Below are 21,089 nucleotides of genomic sequence, written 5' to 3' on the forward strand. Positions count from 1 at the left end.
TATAAACCATTTACTTTTAGTAAAACCATTTTTAAGCATAAACCCAAAATGTAAGATATGCTTTTTAAGGTTAACCGAGTTTAATCATTGTTTATATGAATTCAGATTCTACAAATTTCAAGAAAGACGGTTTTGATGGCCAAAAAAAACTTGTGTTACCAAAGTCTGTGATCAGCAAATTTTGCTTAAATAATTCTTTAATCAATAAGGCCTTTGTTACGGATATAGGCTACTATCCAAAAGCAAAATATCATTATATGGAGAGGCCCAAAGGTGCGCAACAGAATGTACTAATTTATTGTGTTGAAGGAAGGGGAGAAATAATTATTGAGCAAAAGGCATCTGTTATTACGGCGGGTAATTTTTTTTTAATACCTAACGGTAAACCGCATACTTACAGGGCAGACCCAGAAAACCCTTGGACAATTTACTGGTGCCATTTTTCGGGAGAGCAAACCGATCGGATAATACAACAGATCAATGATAAGTATGGGGCCTTTAAGGCCGGTGTTAGCTATAACGATGCAAGGATTGATCTTTTTGAAAAAATTTTTAACACCTTAGAGATAGACTATAGTTTTGAAAGCGTAAGTTATGCCAATTTGATTTTTATTCAGTTTTTGTCCCTTTTTCTATTTGCAGAAAAACTTAACCCAAGTTTTATCGATAACGATGTAGATCTTATCCAAAAATCAATCAAGTTTATGGAGAAAAACATGGATAAATCTTTAACAATAAATGATTTAACAAACCATATCAATGTTTCGCCAAGTCATTATTCTAGCGTTTTTAAAAAGAAAACAGGTTTTTCTCCAATTGAGTATTTGAACAGGTTAAAAATTCATAAAGCTTGTTATTACCTGCAGTTCACAAACCTTAGAATAAAAGAGATTGCCTATAAGGTAGGTATTGATGATCAGTATTATTTTTCAAGGTTGTTCAATAAAACAATGGAATTTTCTCCTTCGGTTTATAGAGAGCAAAATTTGTCGTTAAAATAAATTTGGTTTGGGTTAGTAGTAAGGGATGGTTTTTATAAACTGTCCCTTTTTTATTTTTATATAGTAAGATAATCTATTTTTTTTGTTTAATTGTCTATTCCTCATCTGGTTTTTTGCCTTTAGATTTGGGCATAACCTTTAGATTAAAATAATATATTCATAAAGCTTTGTATCAGTTTATCAATCAAATAATTAAATGAGAAAAATTAGGGTTTGGGGTTTGTTGTTGGGTTTATTTACGTCAATTGTTTCTTTGCAACTTTCTTGTAAAACAAAAAGTTCATCTGCTGTCTTAAACAGAAACTTAAACCAAGATTCTGTTGCTCCGTTACAAACAAAAATTTATCCCGATAGGTTGTGGAGAGACACCAATGGAAACCCTATTAATGCCCATAGTGCGGGCATTTACTATGAAAAAGGTTACTATTATTGGTACGGCGAGCATAAATTAGAGCGTACTTCAGAAACTAAAGGGCATACAGATGGTGGGATGCATGCCTACAGATCAAAAGATTTAATAAACTGGGAAGATTTAGGCTTAGTGCTTTCTGTTGATTATAAAAACAAAAACGCAGATATGGCCTATGGTTGTATCTTTCAAAGACCAAAAGTGGTTTATAATGCTAAGACCAAAAAATATGTCGCTTTTTTTAAACTGTATTTAAAAGGCGTTGGGTATGGGGTTTGCCACACGGGTGTTGCAACCGCAGATCATCCCCAAGGGCCGTTTACCTATAGCCATAAATTTTTAGCAAGTTCCCAAAACGGTTCTGGCGATTTTGCACTTTACCAAGATGAAAAAGGTAATTTATATCACTTTACTGTGCGCAAATCAGACAGGGTTTTTGTAAAAGCAAGAATGACAGATGATTACATGAACCCCGCTACAGAATATTTGCCATGTAAAGGGGTTACCGTAAGCACAGAGGGCCCAGCCATATTCTATAGCTCAGGGACTTACCATTTGTTAGGCTCTGGCTCTACCGGCTGGAACCCAAATCCGGCAAGATATTTTACCAGCAAAAGTTTAGAAGGGCCTTGGGTAAACGAGGGAAACCCTTGTTCTGGCATAAACCCTATCAGTAATTTAGGCCCAGAGAAAACATACGATGGTCAATCAACCTTTATCGTGAAAATTGAAGGAAAAAGCAACCAGTACATTGCACTGTTTGATGTTTGGAAACCAAAGGATATTTATAACTCTAAATATATTTGGCTACCATTCAAATTGAAAAACGATAAGATGCAGATCAGCTGGATCGATAGCTGGAATATGGATTGGTACCATAAAAATTAACCAAATCTTTTATTTAAAATACTTTACCATAAATTGAAATGGTTTTATGAATGTTATGAAAGCAGGAGGTTGTTTAACCTTTAAAACAAGTTTAGAACAGGTTTCCTTAAAAACCAATTATGGCGAAGTGGTAGTAACAAACGCAGGTGCTTCTGTAATCGCAATAAGAATTCCGGATAAAAATGGGGTATTAGAAAACATAGTATTGAGCTATGATAAAATTTCTAGCTATTTATGCAACCCTATGTACTTGGGCAGCACAGTTGGCAGAGTTGCCGGGCGGATCGCTTCTGGCCAATTTAAAATGGCGGATCGCACAGTATCATTAACAAAAAACGAAAAATCTGTAAACCATTTGCATGGAGGTTTTAGTGGCTTTAGCAATAAAATCTTTAAAACAGAAAATGTATCGGCAGGTACTGATAGTGCTGGCGTTGAGTTTTATTATTGTAGCGAAGATGGGGAAGAGGGATACCCTGGGAAGGTAGAGTTAAGGGTTAAGTATGTTTTTGTAAACAATAAGCTTACCATATTTTATAATGCGGTTACCAATGCACCAACACCTTTAAATTTAACCAATCATTGTTATTTTAACCTATCTGGCAACAAAAACAAAGCTTTGCAACAACAGCTTTTTATTGCAGCTAGTAATGTTTTAGAAACCGATGCAGATTATATACCTACGGGTTATTTAACTCCGGTAAAAAACTCGCCTCATGATTTCAATGATCCAAAAGCCATATCAAAAGATAAGTCAAAATTGTATTCTGGTGTTTATAACGAGTATTTTGTACTAGATAAATCTTTAGGCCCGGCTGCAACAATTTATGATGAGGATAGCGGAAGAAAATTGAAAATAGATACTAATTACCCTGGGATACAGTTTTATTCTGGAGATTATTTAGAAAATGATTTCAGACCGTGTGAAGGTATATGTTTAGAGGCTCAGCATTACCCAGATGCTGTAAACCGTCCAAATTTCCCCCCAATTATTGTTAAACCCGGAGATACTTACCAGCACTTTATCAGTTACAGTTTTTCTGTGCAAGAAAACGGTATTCAATAAATAGTTGTGGGTAACAATATGGTTATAAATTAAAGTAAAGTTAAAATGCCCCCATTTTTTGATCAATTTACGTATCTCTTAAAACAATAGAAAAGCTAATTTTAGGTTTATAAGCTTAGCAATTAAATCCCCATCAGGTTACCTTGTAATGCTAAAGGTTAAAACCACATCCAAATTAAAAAAAATGAAGTTTAGAAATTATAGATCCTGTTTTAAAGTTTGCTTTGTAGTGTATTTAATTGGTATTGCAACTGTTTATGCCCAAACTAGCATAAAACCACTTAAAAAGCCAAATATCATTTACATTTTAACAGATGATTTAGGTTACGGGGATGTAGGTGCATTTTTTCAAAATTTACGACAAAAAACTAATGATAGATCAGAGCCTTGGACTGTAACCCCCCATCTAGATAATATGGCAATTGAAGGGGCAATGCTTACCAACCATTATGTTGGTGCACCGGTTTGCGCACCATCAAGGGCATCTTTACTCTCTGGGCTTAGCCAGGGGCATGCCAATGTGAGGGATAACCAGTTTGACAAAGCAATTGCAGATAATTATACCCTAGGCAATGTATTACAAGCGGCCGGTTATACAACTGCCGCAATCGGAAAGTGGGGGCTGCAGGGAAATAAAAAGTGGGACAAAGATGCAGAGAAATGGCCTGCATATCCTTTAAAAAGAGGTTTTGATTATTATATGGGTTACGTTGGGCATGGCGATGGGCATGAGCATTATCCAAAAGAAGGGCCAAGTAAAATGTACAATGGTGGGCCAAAAAAGGTTTATGAGGGTTACAAGGAAATTAGCCAAACTTTAGATAAATGTTATACCGGAGATTTATTTACAGCCTATGCTAAAAAGTACATAGTAGATCATACAAAAGGCAAAGAGAAAGAGAAACCTTTTTTTATGTATTTGGCCTTTGATACACCACATGCAGTTTTAGAGCTTCCAACACAGGCATACCCTAAAGGCTTTGGTTTAAGGGGTGGTTTGCAATGGACGGGCAAGCCTGGAGCCATGATAAATACCGCTTCTGGAGAGGTTGATTCTTGGATGGATCCATTTTATAGCAATGCAACTTATGATGATGATAAAAACCCCGCAACGCCCGAAGTGCCTTGGCCTAACGTTTATAAAAGATATGCAACCATTACCAAAAGAATTGATAACCAAGTGAATGACATTTTGGTGCTTTTAAAAGATTTAGGAATAGACCAAAATACATTGGTTGTTTTTTCATCAGACAATGGCCCATCAATAGAATCTTATTTAAAAGAACCATACAGGGCCGATTTTTTTAACAGTTTTGGCCCCTTTGACGGGATTAAAAGAGACATTTTAGAGGGAGGAATGAGGGAACCAACCATTGCTTGGTGGCCTGGCCATATAGCTGCAAGGCAGGTAATTAACAGCCCAAGTATCTCTTATGATTGGCTGCCAACATTTACAGACGTAGCAGGGCTCTCTGCACCTGTTAACACAGATGGTGTTTCTTTACTGCCTTCTTTAACAAATACGGGCAAACAAGATACAAGTTTGATCTATTCTGAATATTTTGAAAATGGCAAAACACCCAACTATTTAGATTTTGCCAGCAATAACAGAGGAAGGCTAAGAAAGCAAACTCAAATGTACAGATATGGTAATTACGTAGGTGTGCGTTATGATATTAAAAGCGCTGACGATGATTTTGAAATTTATAATGTAGTGAACGATCCAAAGCAATCAAAAAATTTGGCGGCTAGTATGCCCCAGTTACAAAATTATTTAAAGAATAGGGTTTTAGAAGTTCGTATGCCAGATAGTACTGCCATGCGGCCTTATGATAGTACGGCAATTGCTGCAATTACTGATGAAATGTTTACCAAAGGCTTATCATGCAAAAATTTTGACAACCCTGGCCCTTGGATAAGCAAGATAAGCAATCAAAAAGCCAATGGAGAAAGCGTTGTTAAAACTGTTGACCCATCAAAATTTATTGCTAAGAAACCACAGCTATTGCTTTACCAAGGTTATATAAATGCCCCTACCGATGGAAAATATACATTTTACCTTAAAGCCTCTAATAAAGCATTTGTAAAAATACACGATGCAAATGTGATAGATGCAGATTATGGATATAAAGGAGGAGAAAGCAGAGAATCTAGCATTAATTTAAAAGCAGGGCTGCACCCCATAAAAATTTATTTTCTTTACCGCCCTAATATTGTTAATAAACTAAACATATCGTGGGAAGGGCCATCTACCTCAAAAGAAAGCATTAACCAAACGGTTTATCTACATTAACAACCCCATTAAGTTATGCAGCTTTAGATTTATCGCTAAAAATTAAGTTTAAACTAAACTTAAAGAGTTTTTAAAATAGAGATAGATGAAATCTATTAAGGATAAAATATCGCAAATTTTAATGATTTAGGGTTTGGCCACAGTGCCGTTTTTTAAACGGCATATCCATAAAATAATCTAAAATCAATTATCATATACATTCACTTAAAAGAAACACATTTGTCTTTTAAATTTAACCATAAAAAAGTATTTAAGTAAATTTATGATGGTTATGAACGGCACCACAAAACATTAGATATTTTATTTTTAAGGCAAAAGCTTGCATACCTGATTTTTAGGTTTAAATGCCCAACAACCTATTCTAATTTGCCTTTTCTCCTTAAATAAACCAAAGAATTTCAAACCTTTCAAATACTCCGCTCTTCTTCTCAAGAATTTAATTTTGCTGAGTATCTATAAACTCTTTACTTCATATTTTTATCAAAAATATCCGTGGTTAATTAGCAAACAAATGGTGTTTTCTTATTATTTCTGGTTAATGCAGCTTTTAGCAGAACAGGTATTTACTACCTTTTGCAAGGTATTTAAACTCTCTTACAATACGATATTACCATTTTTATGGATAATTTTCATCTATCGTTAAGATACTTTTGACCTACCAATTATACTTAAAACCAAAAAAGAACAGATAATAAGCCAAAAATTATTTCAATGGTTTTTTCATTAAATCATCTGAAAAAAATAAGCTAACCTATATTAATACTCAATACTTTTTTTGGGATAAATAGACTTAAAATAAGCTGTATAACCCGCTTTACAACCCTAAAAGTTTAACCATATTTTAAAAAGGTTTGCTAAGGATTTAACAATAAAAAAAGCATTGAACAAAAGGGATAAGGTAATGGTTTGGGCCAATACAATCTTTAGGTGCTTTTAATGCTAAAAAAACCAATAAAAAAACCACTATAAACCAATAAATTAAATAAACAATTATGAAGTACGCTTACAGTTTTAAAATCTTTAAAAGGTTCTTTTATTTGTGCTTTCTTTTTATGTCGTTAAAATCTTTTGCGGATGATAGAATAAAGGAAAGCCATTTACATTACGATTTACTAAAAAGTACCGATTGGGCAAATTTATCAGTTACAATTAAAATTACAGGTACCGTAACAGACGATACCGGCGAACCACTTCCAGGCGTTAGTATTAAGGTAAAAGACACCAACATTGCCACAACCACAAGCGTTGATGGTAAATACACCATCAATGCGCCTGATGCCAATGCAAAATTACAGTTCAGTTTTATAGGTTTCATTGCCCAAGAAGTAACCATTGGGTCAAGAACCACCATCAACATTCAATTAAAAAACGATACGAAGTTATTAAACGAGGTTACCGTTGTTGATGTAGGTTTTGGCAATACAGAAAAGCGGGCAGATTTAACAGGTTCTATAGCCTCGGTAAATGTTAAAGATTTACAAAAGGCACCAGTAACTTCTTTTGAACAGGCTTTGGCAGGCAGGGTGGCTGGGGTCCAGGTTATTTCTTCAGATGGGCAGCCGGGCGATCCTTTACAAATTGTGGTAAGGGGCGCTAGCTCTATAAACAACTCTAATTCGCCGTTATATGTTATTGATGGTTTGCCGGTAGAAGATCCAGACAACAATAATTTGAACCCCGCAGAGATTGAATCTATCACCATTTTAAAAGATGCCTCATCTACGGCAATCTATGGCTCTAGAGCAGCAAACGGAGTTGTAATCATAACAACTAAGCAGGGTAAACTGGGTAAAAGTGTAGTAAATTATAATAATTATTTTGGGCAAAATATTACTACCGGAAGGGTAGATTTAATGAATGCTGCCGAGTTTGTGAACCTACAATATGAGTTAGATCCGGCATTTACAGATCGGGCATATTTCAATAAAAATCCTGATGGATCAAAATTTATCGACTCATTGCCTCAATATGATATCACAAATTATGAAAATGCCCCATCCTTGGATTTTCAAAACAAGGTATTTGTAAAAGGGTTTTTCCAAAACCATTTCCTTTCGGTTAGTGGAGGCAGTCAGAACGGCAGCCGGTATTTGTTCTCAGGCGGATTAACCGATATGAAAGGGATCATCATCGCCTCTGGCTTTAAAAGGTACCAAGGTAGGTTTAATATTGATCAGGTAATTAATGATAAATTTAAGATTACTGCAAACCTAAACTATGCAAGTACCTTATCTTATGGAACTTTCCCGCGAAGTCAAGAATCAAATAATGGAGGCTTAGGTAACCTCCCAACCAATAACTTGCTTTATAGAATTTGGGCCTTTAGGCCAACAAACATATTCCTTGGCAATGTAGATTTGGTAGATGATGAATTTGATGAGGAACCGGGTTCTCCTTCTATTGCCACATCGGTATTTAACCCATTTCTTTCTGCTAAAAACCAAGAAAACCGCAGATACGGAAGTGCTTTTTCTGCCAGTACTAGCGCAAACTACAAGTTTAACTCAAACTTTAGTTACAGGTTAAACGCAAGCATGTCTCTCAATGGAGGAAGAAGAGAAAAATTTGAAGGGCCTAAAACCAACTCTGGTCTTGCATACGGTGCAAACGGATCGATTTTAAATTCTGCAACAAATAATTTTTCTATAGATAACCTGTTAACATTTAATAAAAGGTTCTCTAAAAAATCAAGTTTAACAGTAATTGCCTTAGCCTCCCAACAATGGCGAAGGGTTTCATCTAACGGATATAATGCCAACCAGATATTAAATTCCAGCTTAGGGATAGGTGGCCTTTCTTCAGGTACTGTACAGCCAACCATCAATTTTAATCTAGCCCAAGATAACCTTTTGGGTTTTGGGGGAACAGCCACTTTTAATTACATAGATAAATACATCTTTAAAGGAAGTTTTAGGACAGATGGTTCTTCAAAATTTGCCAAAGGTAACCGTTGGGGATATTTTCCTTCCGGAGGATTTGCCTGGAAAGCGAGTGAGGAGGATTTTATGAAAAATGTAAAGGTCATTTCTGATCTGAAATTTAGGATTAATTATGGCGAGACGGGTAATAATAGAATAGGGCCTTATCCCTACGCATCTCCTATCGGGCAAACCAACACCTCGGGCTTTATTTTCAATAACACCTTTAACTACGGCTTCTTTCAAACATCTATTGGTAACAAAGATCTAAAATGGGAAACAACCGCACAACTAGATGCAGGAATAGAATTTAAGGCTTTAAAACAACGTTTAAGTTTTGAATTAGATTACTATAACAAAAGAACAAGGGATTTGTTGCTATTTGCAGATTTCCCGTTGAGTAGCGGTTTTGATAGAGGTTTGGTAAATATCGGCAAAATCAATAACCAAGGCTTTGAGTTTACCTTGATCGCTAATGTCATCAATAGTAAATCTTTTACTTGGAATTCAAACTTTAACATCAGCTTTAATAAAAATAAAATTGTTGAATTAGCTGATGGAAATCAAAACCTGATTAATAGGGCAGAGGTTGCCATTAAAAACCCAACGTTCAACTATATATCGCAAGTTGGCAAACCCATAGGTTCATTTTATGGCTTAACGTATGACGGTGTTTACCAATACACAGATTTTAATCAGCTACCTTCAGGGGGTTATGTTTTAAAAGATGAACTTGCTTCGCCAAATGGCGGGTCTATTGGTTACGATAGGAACACGGTTAAACCAGGTGATGCAAAATATAGAGATATAAATAAGGATGGGTTGATCGATGATAATGATATAGGTATAATAGGTCAATCATCGCCAAAGGCTATTGGTGGGTTTAATAATAATTTTAGTTATAAGGCTTTTAGTTTAAATATCTTTTTTCAATATTCTTACGGAGGAGCTAATCTAAATTACAACAAATACTTTTTAGAGATCCCTAAATTAGGATTCAATCAATTCGCATCATATAATAACAGATGGACACCAACAAATCCGTCTAACTATGCCCCAGGTGTTAATGCCTCTGGTGTAAGCCTCAATAGCACCAGATTTGTTGAAGATAATTCATATTTAAGGTTTAAAACCGTTCAGCTTTCTTATTCTTTCCCAAGCCAATGGTTACAAAGATCAAAAATAAGATCTCTTTCAATAAACGCATCTGCCCAAAACCTTTGGACTATAACTAATTATTCTGGTCCAGACCCCGAAGCAAACACCGCATCAGACGCTCCCGGGTTAACACCAAATTATGATTTTTCTGCCTACCCAAGAGCTTTCACTTACACTTTTGGCCTTAACGTAACCTTTTAAAAAAACGATCATGAAAAAGTTTATAAAATTTTTAATTATACCCGCAATATGGCTGGCATCTTGTGAAAAATCTTTAGATATCGTACCAGAATCTTTTGTATCAACAGAAAATTTCTTTAACACCCAAGCCGAAATCGAAGTTGCATTAAATGCAATTTACGAAGTTCAGTTTAGCGGTAGCCCTTACCAAGCAGGATACAACGAATATTGGAGACATTGTTTTCTAGGTACCGATGAGTCAACCTCGAACCAAAATCTAAACACCAATGATTATCCAACCCATTACAATGAAACAAGCTCATCTATAAAATATGTACAGGGCTTGTGGAGTACCTGTTTTGTTGGGGTAAATAGGGCAAATGTTTTTTTAGAAAACATAGATAAAAGCAAATCGATTACAGAAGATCAAAGAACCATTTATAGGGGCGAGGCCACCTTTTTAAGGGCTTATTATCTCTTTATGCTTACTCAGTGGTTTGGCGATATTCCGCTCCCAAAAGAATCTTCAAAATCTTTGAAAGGGGTGCAGAGAGCTTTTACTCCAACAAAAGAGGTTTATGATTTTGTGATTAGTGAAATGGAAAAAGCACAGGATCTATTAAAACTAAGACCCGCAACTGCACTTACCTTTAATGAGAAGGTAAGCCAAACGGCGGTACAGGGTATGTTGGCAAGAGTATGTTTATTTGCCGCCGGCTATCCGGTAAATGATACAAAGAGATATGCAGATGCCTCTATGTGGGCGCAAAAAGTAATTGCATCTGGTTTACATCATTTGAATCCAGATTATGATCAAGTATTTATCGATCACTCATCAAATATTTATGACAATACCAACAGAGAAACCCTATGGCAGTTAACACCGATCTCTAATGCCAATTTGCAGGCTTTGGGAACAACATTAAGAGAGCAATATATTCCGAGGGTGGGCCTTACCGCTTCAAGAGGAATTTGGGGAGCAGATCAGGGATTTGAGCGTACCAACCCTAGGGCTTATTACACTTATGCCGCAGGCGATATCAGAAGAGATTGGAATATCGCCCCGTTTTACATTAGCAATGCCTCATCCATTAAGCCTACTGATATAAACCCAATGATATATTTCCCATACAATGCGTCGAAATGGAATAGGGAACCCGGAAAATGGAGAAGGTATTATGAAACCCACACCACTTTTAGCGGCCCTATATCTGCGCAAGCTTTTCCATTGTTACGATATTCAGATGTTTTGTTAATGTATGCAGAAGCGGAAGCTCATGAAAACGGCCCTCTTTCACCGGGTACCATCGGGATGACCCCCGTTGACGCTGTAAATTTAGTGAGAAGAAGGGGTTATGGAGAAGCAAGGGGGGCCAAAGGTGTTGCAACTATAACGCTTACAAGCCCGGGTTCTGGGTACACAACGCAACCAGAATGTACTTTTGTATCTACGCCCGGTAACAGAAAATTAAGAACGCAAACCGTACCGGTTAACCAAAGGCCTTATTTGAATGAGGATGCCAGAGCCACAGGAATTGTTACTTCGGGAGCTATCAGTGGTATAGAATTATATGATATGGGTGAAGGTTATGTGATCCCTCCTACTGTAATTGTGGGCACTCCGTTTGCGCCAAATACGGTTTATACCGCGGGGAAACAAGTGGTAAACAACGGGAATTTATACACCGTTACAGTAGCTGGTACTTCAGGAAATGTTGCGCCAACAAATGCTTCGGGCACTTTTGTAAGTGGCACTACAACCTTTACCTATGCAGGCGTTGCGGCAACCGCCGTAGCGAATTTTGCAAGTGCAGATTTAACCCCTGCCATGGCATCTGCAGGCAATTTTCTAAAAACTATTCAGGATGAACGTTTAAGAGAATTAGCTTTTGAGTGTTTAAGAAGGCAAGATTTAAAAAGATGGGGGATTTTGGTTTCAACGGTTAAACGTATAGGGATAGAGGCTGGTGCTGGCAGTGAAGAACTAAATAGCAACGGCACAAAACTGTACGGAGCTTATGCTGCACCAAGCACTGCTTTGGGCAACCTAAATGCTAATGTTAACATCTTTACTACAGGCCCAAATAATATTACAGAAATTGATAATCTATTGCCTATTCCTAATTCTGAGATTATTGCAAACAAATTGGCAAAACAAAATCCCGGATATTAATAATTTGATCAGATATGAAAACTATAAAATATTTAACCTTAATAATCTCAATACCGGCAATAATGTCCTGTAATAAGATTGATTCTACCACTCCAGATTTTTCTGTATCGGTAAATAAAAACGATTTTAATTTTGGAGATACCGTAAGATTTACACTTTCAGGAGCACCTACAAATATTGTTTTTTACTCTGGGGAAGTGGGGAATAATTATGATACCAGAAATAAGTTTACGGCCGATGGTGGCAAACCAGAAATGACTTTTACCTCTACTTTGGCCGCTGCATCAGGATCAAGTACTTCAAGTAATCTGAGCCTACTAGTTTCAAACAATTTTAATGGTAATTATACAAAAGCAGATATTTCGGCAGCCACTTGGATAGATATTACAAGTTCTATCACCATTCCTGGCGCAAACCAAAAAGTTGTTTTAACGCCCTATACAGAACAAGGTAAGCCATTATACGTTGCTTTTAGGTTTAAAACAGTAAACCCTGCTCTGGTTCAAAGATTGCTAACCATCAGCAATTTTTCTTTTAAAACGGTGTATGATGACCAAATTTTTGAGAATGCCAAATATGTTTATGATGCCGGTTTTGGAGCATTTGACTTTGCCGGTGAGGTGGGTAAATGGGTAATCCCGATAACATCAAACGTAAATGATTCTTTTACACACCCATTAGTTGATGCCAATGCTCCTGCAGATGAAGATTGGGCCATTTCTAAACCATTTGAAACCAATAGAATAAACCCCAGTACCGGTGTTGCCATCAAAAACATATCAAATCCTTTAATAACCAATTATAATTATGTGTTTTCAAAAGCAGGTACTTATAAAGTAGTTTTTGTAGGAAGCAACAGTACAAATAAAGATTACAAAGAGGTATTAAAAGAGTTTACAATAACCGTTAAATAGCAGTTTGATTTATAATTAGGGCTACCTTTGTGAGTGCCTCATAAGTAGCTCTTATTTATTTGAAATAAATTTTTTAGCATAAGAATTCATCATCCGCAAAAAATACCTTAATGAGATTGATCATTATCATCATTATCCTTACAAGCTTTAGCTTTCATCAATTGCAAGCAAAAGAATCGGTAAATCTTTATTTAAAAGATACGGTTGTAAACAACACCGAAAAGCTTAAAATTATCAAAGCAGCAGAGAATGCACTTACTATCCATAGTTTTTCTGTGATGAATAAAACAGGCATCGCCGCTTCTGGTAATAAACATGATTATTATTCCTTAGCGCCTTATTTTTGGCCAAATCCAAAAACAAAAGATGGCCTGCCTTACATCAGAAAAGATGGGCAGGTAAATCCCGAAGCGAGAACCAACGCTACAGATTTTCAGGAATGGGAAAATTTTATTCAGGCAGTATCCTCATTAAGAAAAGGATATGAAATCACCAAAGAAAAAAAATATGCCCTCAAACAGAAGGATTTAATCGCCACCTGGTTTTTAAATGATGAAACCCGGATGAACCCAAACCTGGATTATGCCCAGGGAATTAAAGGCGTTAATACCGGAAGGCAGTTTGGCATCATCGAATTTGGAGGTATAGAAGAAGTGATGAAGGATGTTATTTTGTTAAAAAAAGAAGAAATAATTGATGATAAATTTAAGTCAGATTTTGATAAATGGCTAGGCGAATACGCCGACTGGTTGCAAAATAGTGATTTCGGAAAATTGGAAGCTTCGGCAACCAATAACCATGGTACCACTTTTGATATTCAACTGGCCAATCTGCTCATTTATATTAATAATTTAGATAAACTTCGCCAGCTTTTAGAAGAGGTAAAAACCAAACGAATTGCCCAACAAATAGATGCTGATGGCAAACAACCCGAAGAATTAACCAGAACAAAAGCTTATTCTTACTCTTTGTTAAATTTAAACGCACTCACTCAGTTAGCCTTATTGGGCAAAAAATACGGTGTCGATATCTGGAATTACCAGAGCCCACAGGGAGGAAGCATGAGAAAAGCTTACGACTTTTTGATTCCCTACTTAGATAAAGACTGGCCTTACCAGCAGATAGTTCCTATTGCAGATTCTAGAAAGAAGTTGCTTAAAATGCTCGATACCGTTGGTAAAGAATTTAATCAACTAGATTATCTGAAAATCGTTAAAAAACACAGTAAACAATAGTTTCCGCTTCAAATGAAATCAATTCTTTCGTTTCTTTTATTCACTCTTTTTTCCGCTTCGGGTTTTTCGCAGGTCAGGCTTTTAGAAATTACCCATGTAACAGATAGCGCACTTTATTTTAACGGGAAAAAGAATGTGGCCTATCATTTTGGAGATAGAATTACCCCACATGGCAATTGCCTGGATGCGGTAAACGGATATATCTATATCGCCTGGTACAAAGGCGGAATGAAAAACAGAAATGTGATGCTTTCGCGGAAAAAAATTGAAGGTGGCCAATGGAAAACCATCCAGTTCCCAGACAAACACATCGGTTACCGTGGTGATAGTACCCTGGGCGATTCGCATAACACCATTGCCATAGGCATTTCCACTATTGACCAAACCGTTCATTTGCTGTATGATATGCATGCTTATGATGCGAAGAACTTTCCGGGTCATTATTTCAATTACCGCGTTTCTAAAAAAGGCGGAGCCGTTGTAGAAGATAAAGATTGGAACATCAGTTTGTTTTCTGATAAACTGAACTATCTGAAAAAAGGAGTAAACTATGAAATGGCCACTTACCCGCAGTTTATAAGGAACGATGAAGGCGCAATCTATGCGCATTGGCGTAACGGCGGCTCGGGCAGTGGGAACGAAGTTTTTGCAAAGTACGATGGAAAAAGCTGGTCGGATACCAGAGTGCTTTTTATTGGCAAGCGAATAGAAAATGAAAAAGCTTATAGTGTTTATGGCGATTATAAGTTTCTTAACGGATACCTAACTGCGGGTTTTTCTATCAGGTACGATGATTTTACAAAAGGTAACCCTAAATACGAATTAAATACCGGCCTCTTTTACGCCAAAATTAAAGATGTGATAAATGATGAGAATTGGTTAAAGGTTAACGGAGAAAAGGATAAAATCCCTGTGAAAAGGCCGGAAACACTACAGTTTGCAGACCCGCTTTCTTTGGGTTTAGGAAAAAGGATGTCTTCGGGCCCCAGCTGGACGGTTACCAAATCCGGGGTTATTCATTTTATCATCTCGGTAAACAACACCAATGTACATTATTATAAAACGGCAAGCCAAAAAGAATTTACCATAAAAAAAGGCGCACCATCTGGCAGCTTATACAGTATAGGCGATAAAATTTATTTGGTAGGATTACAAAAAGGGAAACCTATCATTCAAAGTGCCAAAGAAGGTACAAACGATTGGAAAATTATTTATCAAACCAAAGATAAAAACTTAGATTATAAACACGGCAACAGTATTTTAGATGGAAATAAGTTAGTTTATTTTTTGATGAAAGAAGGAAAGGCTGATGCTTTGCCTTTAGATGTTTTAGTTTTTGAGTTGAAGTAATATATTGATTTAAAATGACGATGATGAAAAGGGTTGGTTTTGCGTTAAAGATGGAAATGGCATCCCCGCCTGTAATTCGGGCAGGTTTTTTTTGTCATCCTGAGCTTTGTCACCCTGAGCCTTGTCACTCTGAGCCTTGTCACCCTGAGCCTTGTCATTCTGAGCGGAGTCGAAGAGGGAGTCGAAGAGGGAGTCTAAGAGGGAGTCTAAGGAAAGCCAAAAGATATAAAATGTACAGCGTAGCCTGTCCCGATTTACTATCGGGATTTAAACGCCCCTATTTATTTTTCTTAATTTTATTTTTGTTCGCTTTTCAGGCAGATGCTCAAACCGTAAACCCTGCAATTTTTAAAAATCCGCCTTTGCAATATCATCCAAAAACATGGATGCATGCCATGAGCGGCAACATGAGCAAAGCCGGAATTACCAAAGATTTTGAAGCCATGCAAAAGGCAGGTTTAAGCGGATTATTGCTCTTTAACGTAACCCAAGGCATCCCTTACGGCAAAATAAAATATGCTTCGCCAGAGCATATTGATATTTTAAAACATGCCGCAAAAGAGGCAGAGCGTTTAGGTTTAAGTTTCGGTGTTCACAACAGCGATGGTTGGAGTAGCAGCGGCGGTCCTTGGGTAAAACCCGAAGAATCCATGAAAATGGTGGTTTATTCGCAAAAAATAGTGCAGGGCGGCAAAAAATTAAGTATAAAAATCCCCCAACCCACTACCCGAGAAAATTATTATGAAGATATCATCACCATTGCTTATCCATCTTTAAAAGCAGAAATTCAGGATGACAAACCTGTAAAAATCACCAGTTCTGATGCTTCTTTAAACATCAAATTAATAACCGATGGCAAATGGGATGCGGAAACAAAAATCAGGAAAACAGGAAATGAAAATCCGTGGATTCAGTTTGAGTATCCATCGGCATATCCGATAACCACGGCAAACAGTATTTTTACCGATAGGTTTGGCGAAGTTGAACTTTCAGGCTCCAATAATGGCGTTGATTTTAAGCTGATTAAAAAGCTGGAAAACCACCGTACCGGAAAAGGCGAGTGGACGGTGCACAGCCATTTTGACCCTCAGAATTACAAATATTATCGTTTAACGTTTAATGGCGAAATGACTTTGAAAGAAGTCGGCATTTCTGCACTTTATTTGATGGATGATTTATTTGGCAGAACCGCCATTGCCCGCACCGAAAATCAGGATTTTAAACCTATTGGCAATCCTTCTGCCGATATGATTATCGATAAAAACAGCATCATAGATATTTCTAAAAACGTAGATAAACAAGGCATTTTTACAGGCTATTTCCCTAAAGGAAATTGGACAATCATGCGTTTTGGGCAAACTTCTACCGGGGCATTCAATAATCCGGCATCAGACGAGGGAAGGGGTTTAGAAGTGGATAAACTAAATCGTGAAGCGTTTAAACATCATTACGATGCCTTCGTTAAAAAAGTGGTTTTGGCAGCAAAGCCAGTTGCGCCAAATGCTTTGCAATATGTAGAAATTGACAGCTACGAAATGGGTGGCGAAAACTGGACAGCAGGTTTTAATAACTTGTTTGAGAAAAGATATGGTTACGATTTATTGAGATTTATGCCGCTTTTTGCAGGCAAATTTGTAGAAAGTGCCAAAGCTTCCGAAGGTGTTTTGCAGGATTTAAGAAGTTTAGTTTCCGATTTGATGACCAAAAATTATTTCGGCTATTTTCAGGAATTATGCCATAAAGACGGGCTTAAAACCTACATAGAAGATTATGGCTTAGGACCTTTAAATGATTTGGATGTAGGCAGCAAGGCCGATATGCCAATGGGCGAATTTTGGATGAACCGAGAAATTACGCAGGTGGCATCGCCAATTTCTGCAGCACATATTTACGGAAGAAATGTAATCTCTGCCGAATCTTTTACCTCCACACCAGAAATTAATTGGAAAGGCAACCCGGCAATGGCAAAAATATCGGGCGATAAAGCCTGGGCTTTGGGCATCAACGAGTTTATGTTCCATCGTTTTGCGCACCAGGCAAACACCCATGTACAACCTGGGATGACCATGAACCGCTGGGGTTTCCACATGGACAGAACCCAAACCTGGTGGTACAATGCCGGTGCGGCCTGGTTTACCTACGTTGCCCGTGGTTCTTATTTGTTAAGACAGGGCGTTCCCGTGTCAGATTTGTTGGTTTTTGTTGGCGATGGCGCACCAAATGCGGTAGTTAACCGTAAAGATTTTAAACCAACTTTGCCAACCGGCATCCATTACGATAATGTAAACAGCGATGTTTTGTTGAACCGCATAAAAGTTGAAAACAAGCAATTGGTATTGCCAGAAGGCACTACTTATAAAGCTTTGGTCATCAAAAACTCCAACCAAATAAAATTGAGCACCCTAAAAAGGATTGATGAATTGGCAGAGCAAGGTGTTTGTATTATTGGGGATAAACCAATTTCACTTTTAGGCTATTTACACAGCCAGCAAGAAGCTGAAGCGTTTAATAATTTGGTTGCCAAAATCTGGAACCGGGACAATGTTTACACTGGATATAATTGGGCTGCGGTCTTGGCAAAAGCCAACATTAAAAGCGACTTTGAAATTGCCGGAAGAGATGATATAGAATTTATGCACCGCAAAGCAGGCGATGATGATATTTATTTTAGCTACAATCCCGATTCTGTTTCGCGGACTTTCAAAATCAAAGTAAATATTGCTGACAAAGAACCAGAAATTTTTAACCCGATGGATGGCAGTACGCTAAAGGTTGCCCAATATCAGGAAGAAAACGGCTTTACCAATTTGTCTATCAGTTTATTGCCCGAAGAATCTTTTTTCATTGTTTTCAAACCAAAATCTAAAACTTTCATCGGCGTAAAGCCTGATAAAACTTTTGAAAACGTTTCATTTTCGGCAAAGCCAGAATATACCATCAAAGCTAATGCAAAGGCCAACGGAAAATATACGATTGCCTTAAATAATGGCAAAACTTGGGATTTTGAGGTTAAGAATTTAGATGCTCCATTTGCAATTTCAGGCAAGTGGAAAGTCGCTTTTAACAAAGCACAAGGTTTTGGTGGCGAAGTTGAATTTGAAAATTTGATAGATTGGAAAGACCATCCAAAAGACAGCATTAAATACTATTCTGGGACGGCAACTTATTATAAGTCATTTACGATTAAAGCTGATTTCTTAAAACCAAACCAAAGTTATGTATTGGATTTAGGCAAAGTAAGCATTGTTGCAGAAGTAAAACTGAACGGGAAAAATTTAGGTGTTTTATGGATGCCTCCGTTTAAAACGGATATCACAAAATATCTTAAAGCAGGCGAAAACAAGCTTGAAATTAAAATAACCAACCAATGGAGCAACCGTTTAATTGGCGACGAACGTTACCCAAAACAAGACGGAGGTTATGAATTAGAAGGCTCCCGACCAACAGGCAAAATGCCCGAATGGTACACCAATAATGACCCAATGCCGCCCGGCCCAAGAACCACTTTCACCACCGCTCCGTTTTATAAAAAAGACGACCCTTTAATGAGTTCGGGATTGTTAGGACCGGTTAAAATTGTAGCGAGTGAAAATATTGTTTATACACCTTAATTCATATTTCTCTTGATATTTAACAATCACAAATGAAAAATAGCCTATATCTTATCATTTTAGTTTTATCAATATGCTCTTGTAAAACACTTAAACAAAGTGATAGGCAACTTCATCCTTCTTCTCCACCCACAATGGGCTGGGCAAGCTGGAACCATTTTCACATAAATATTAACGAAGAAATCATCAAATCGCAGGCAAATGCAATGGTTGATCTTGGTTTGCGAGATATTGGGTACAAGTTTATAAATATTGATGATGGCTTTTATGGCGGCAGAGATTCTACCGGAAACATATTGATCAACAAACAAAAATTTCCTAACGGGATGAAAGTGGTTTCGGATTACATCCATGCTAAAAAATTGATGGCCGGGATTTATACCGATGCGGGGATTAATACCTGTGGAAGTAAAGGGGCAAAAGATACATTGGGTGTTGGGATGGGTTTGTTTGGGCATGATGAACAAGATCTAAACCTTTACCTTAAAAAATGGAATTATGATTTTATTAAGATTGATTGGTGCGGAGGGGTAAATGCAGGTTTGGATGATCAAATTAGATACACAGAGATTGGAAATAAAATCAGGCAAATTAAGCCTAGCGCAATCTACAACGTTTGTAGATGGAAATTTCCTGGAAACTGGGTTACACAAGTGGCAGATTCTTGGAGGATTTCTGGGGATATAGCTAACAATTTCAAATCGGTACTTAAAATTATTGATTTGAATGCAGATCTATGGAGATTTAGTACTTATGGCCATTATAATGATATGGATATGTTGCAGGTGGGCAGGGGAATGACTTATGACGAAGATAAAACACATTTTTCTATGTGGTGCATGATGCAATCGCCGCTTTTGCTGGGTAACGATTTAACAAAAATGTCTAAGCAAACTTTAGAAATTATCTCTAATAAAGAGCTGATTGATTTAGATCAAAGCAAATTTGTTTATCAGGCCAGGCGTTTAGTAGATGATGGAGATTTAGAAATTTGGGGCCGACCTTTATTTTCTACCATGAGCGGTGAAGTTGCAGTAGCTTTATTAAATAGATCAGAAAAAGCGGAAAAAATAAGCTTGAATACCGACTCTATCGGTATCGACAATAAAAAAGGATATGTCATAAAAGATTTATGGACTAAAGAAAACTATCCTTCTTCATCCGCTAATGAAATCTCACGTGAGGTTCCTCCACACGGAATTGTGGTGCTTAAAATAAAGGGAACAGCGAAACCTTACAATAGATTTCAGTTTTCTGATGCTAAAATGCCAAAGAAATAGTTGTAGCTGTTCTCAAAATGTTCCGATAGGAATTGTACTTTCGTTAAAAATCTATCTCTATTAACTGCAATCAATTATTCGGTTTTCTCACTCACCATTTAACTCACCACCGTATCAATCTCTTTTAGCTGTTATTTGCTTTATATAAAAGTAAGCTTTTTAGTGGAAAATTCAAAGGACTATTCGTTATTAAATGCAGATAGTATTACTTTTTTGTATCCTTAATATTTACGTGATTAATCGATAATAAATTCCACCTTCTACTGAGGAATTCCTTGTTTAAGTTAGAGAGAATTTGACATAGGCTATGCAGTTTCTTTTTTTAAAATTGTTTCATACAAAAAAGTAACTTTTTACTCTTAATTTTTCTTTTCCTGAATTAGCATTTCTAGACTACAAGATAGAAAGGCTAACATGTTATGTTATTGATCTCGTTTATTTTCAGAAATATGGGATGGGAAATTGAACTCGTATTTAAGTACAGTACAGTTTAGGATTCTTAAGGATAAGGATGATTTGCCAAAATTTCGGAGAACTATAATTTCGTAATAAGTCTTTTAAAACAGTAAAGAGTTCGGAGGTATAATATCTTATATTCAAATCCGAAAATATT

11 protein-coding genes are annotated in these 21,089 nt (G+C 36.8%); all 11 read left to right on the forward strand.

The window, feature by feature from the left end; all coding sequences use genetic code 11:
• Positions 1–95 precede the first annotated feature (95 nt).
• The 11 genes from I5M32_RS03090 (at position 96) to I5M32_RS03140 (ending at position 20,476) form a co-directional block, all read left to right on the forward strand.
• Entirely contained in the window at positions 96–1,001 is a 906-nt protein-coding gene (locus I5M32_RS03090; RefSeq protein ID WP_200584712.1) for an AraC family transcriptional regulator, read from the forward strand.
• A gap of 196 nt (positions 1,002–1,197) precedes the next feature.
• Positions 1,198–2,298 carry a family 43 glycosylhydrolase gene (locus I5M32_RS03095; RefSeq protein WP_200584713.1) on the forward strand — a complete coding sequence of 367 codons (1,101 nt, stop codon included), beginning with the start codon at positions 1,198–1,200 and terminating at the stop codon, positions 2,296–2,298.
• Between the two features lie 55 nt (positions 2,299–2,353).
• Positions 2,354–3,364, forward strand: a complete 1,011-nt coding sequence (locus tag I5M32_RS03100; RefSeq protein WP_200584714.1) for an aldose epimerase family protein — start codon at positions 2,354–2,356, stop codon at positions 3,362–3,364.
• 184 nt (positions 3,365–3,548) lie between these two features.
• Positions 3,549–5,657, forward strand: coding sequence for a sulfatase-like hydrolase/transferase (locus I5M32_RS03105; protein ID WP_200584715.1), 2,109 nt, complete (start codon positions 3,549–3,551; stop codon positions 5,655–5,657).
• A gap of 992 nt (positions 5,658–6,649) precedes the next feature.
• The gene (locus I5M32_RS03110; RefSeq protein ID WP_200584716.1) at positions 6,650–9,934 is read left to right on the forward strand and encodes a SusC/RagA family TonB-linked outer membrane protein; all 3,285 of its coding nucleotides are present in this window, start codon (positions 6,650–6,652) and stop codon (positions 9,932–9,934) included.
• 10 nt (positions 9,935–9,944) lie between these two features.
• A complete protein-coding gene (locus tag I5M32_RS03115; protein WP_200584717.1) occupies positions 9,945–12,086 on the forward strand; it encodes a RagB/SusD family nutrient uptake outer membrane protein in 2,142 nt (713 codons plus the stop codon).
• A 14-nt stretch (positions 12,087–12,100) separates the two neighbouring features.
• Positions 12,101–13,000, forward strand: coding sequence for a DUF5017 domain-containing protein (locus I5M32_RS03120; RefSeq protein ID WP_200584718.1), 900 nt, complete (start codon positions 12,101–12,103; stop codon positions 12,998–13,000).
• 110 nt (positions 13,001–13,110) lie between these two features.
• Positions 13,111–14,235 (forward strand): alginate lyase family protein, encoded by a 1,125-nt coding sequence (locus tag I5M32_RS03125; protein WP_200584719.1) that lies wholly within the window; start codon positions 13,111–13,113, stop codon positions 14,233–14,235.
• Between the two features lie 12 nt (positions 14,236–14,247).
• The gene (locus I5M32_RS03130) at positions 14,248–15,585 is read left to right on the forward strand and encodes a BNR-4 repeat-containing protein (protein ID WP_200584720.1); all 1,338 of its coding nucleotides are present in this window, start codon (positions 14,248–14,250) and stop codon (positions 15,583–15,585) included.
• A 230-nt stretch (positions 15,586–15,815) separates the two neighbouring features.
• Complete coding sequence (locus I5M32_RS03135) at positions 15,816–19,196, forward strand: glycosyl hydrolase (protein WP_200584721.1); 3,381 nt, start codon at positions 15,816–15,818, stop codon at positions 19,194–19,196.
• Positions 19,197–19,228: 32 nt separating this feature from the next.
• Entirely contained in the window at positions 19,229–20,476 is a 1,248-nt protein-coding gene (locus tag I5M32_RS03140; protein ID WP_200584722.1) for a glycoside hydrolase family 27 protein, read from the forward strand.
• Positions 20,477–21,089 lie beyond the last annotated feature (613 nt).

The organism is Pedobacter segetis (genome assembly GCF_016623585.1).
Classification (GTDB): Bacteria; Bacteroidota; Bacteroidia; order Sphingobacteriales; family Sphingobacteriaceae; genus Pseudopedobacter; species Pseudopedobacter segetis.

Excerpts from the sequence above, each read along its gene's own strand:
- I5M32_RS03095 (WP_200584713.1), top strand. The coding sequence starts at position 1,198 with ATGAGAAAAATTAGGGTTTGGGGTTTGTTGTTGGGTTTATTTACGTCA.
- I5M32_RS03105 (WP_200584715.1), top strand. The coding sequence starts at position 3,549 with ATGAAGTTTAGAAATTATAGATCCTGTTTTAAAGTTTGCTTTGTAGTG.
- I5M32_RS03110 (WP_200584716.1), top strand. The coding sequence starts at position 6,650 with ATGAAGTACGCTTACAGTTTTAAAATCTTTAAAAGGTTCTTTTATTTG.
- I5M32_RS03100 (WP_200584714.1), top strand. The coding sequence starts at position 2,354 with ATGAAAGCAGGAGGTTGTTTAACCTTTAAAACAAGTTTAGAACAGGTT.
- I5M32_RS03115 (WP_200584717.1), top strand. The coding sequence starts at position 9,945 with ATGAAAAAGTTTATAAAATTTTTAATTATACCCGCAATATGGCTGGCA.
- I5M32_RS03135 (WP_200584721.1), top strand. The coding sequence starts at position 15,816 with ATGTACAGCGTAGCCTGTCCCGATTTACTATCGGGATTTAAACGCCCC.
- I5M32_RS03130 (WP_200584720.1), top strand. The coding sequence starts at position 14,248 with ATGAAATCAATTCTTTCGTTTCTTTTATTCACTCTTTTTTCCGCTTCG.
- I5M32_RS03090 (WP_200584712.1), top strand. The coding sequence starts at position 96 with ATGAATTCAGATTCTACAAATTTCAAGAAAGACGGTTTTGATGGCCAA.
- I5M32_RS03140 (WP_200584722.1), top strand. The coding sequence starts at position 19,229 with ATGAAAAATAGCCTATATCTTATCATTTTAGTTTTATCAATATGCTCT.
- I5M32_RS03125 (WP_200584719.1), top strand. The coding sequence starts at position 13,111 with ATGAGATTGATCATTATCATCATTATCCTTACAAGCTTTAGCTTTCAT.
- I5M32_RS03120 (WP_200584718.1), top strand. The coding sequence starts at position 12,101 with ATGAAAACTATAAAATATTTAACCTTAATAATCTCAATACCGGCAATA.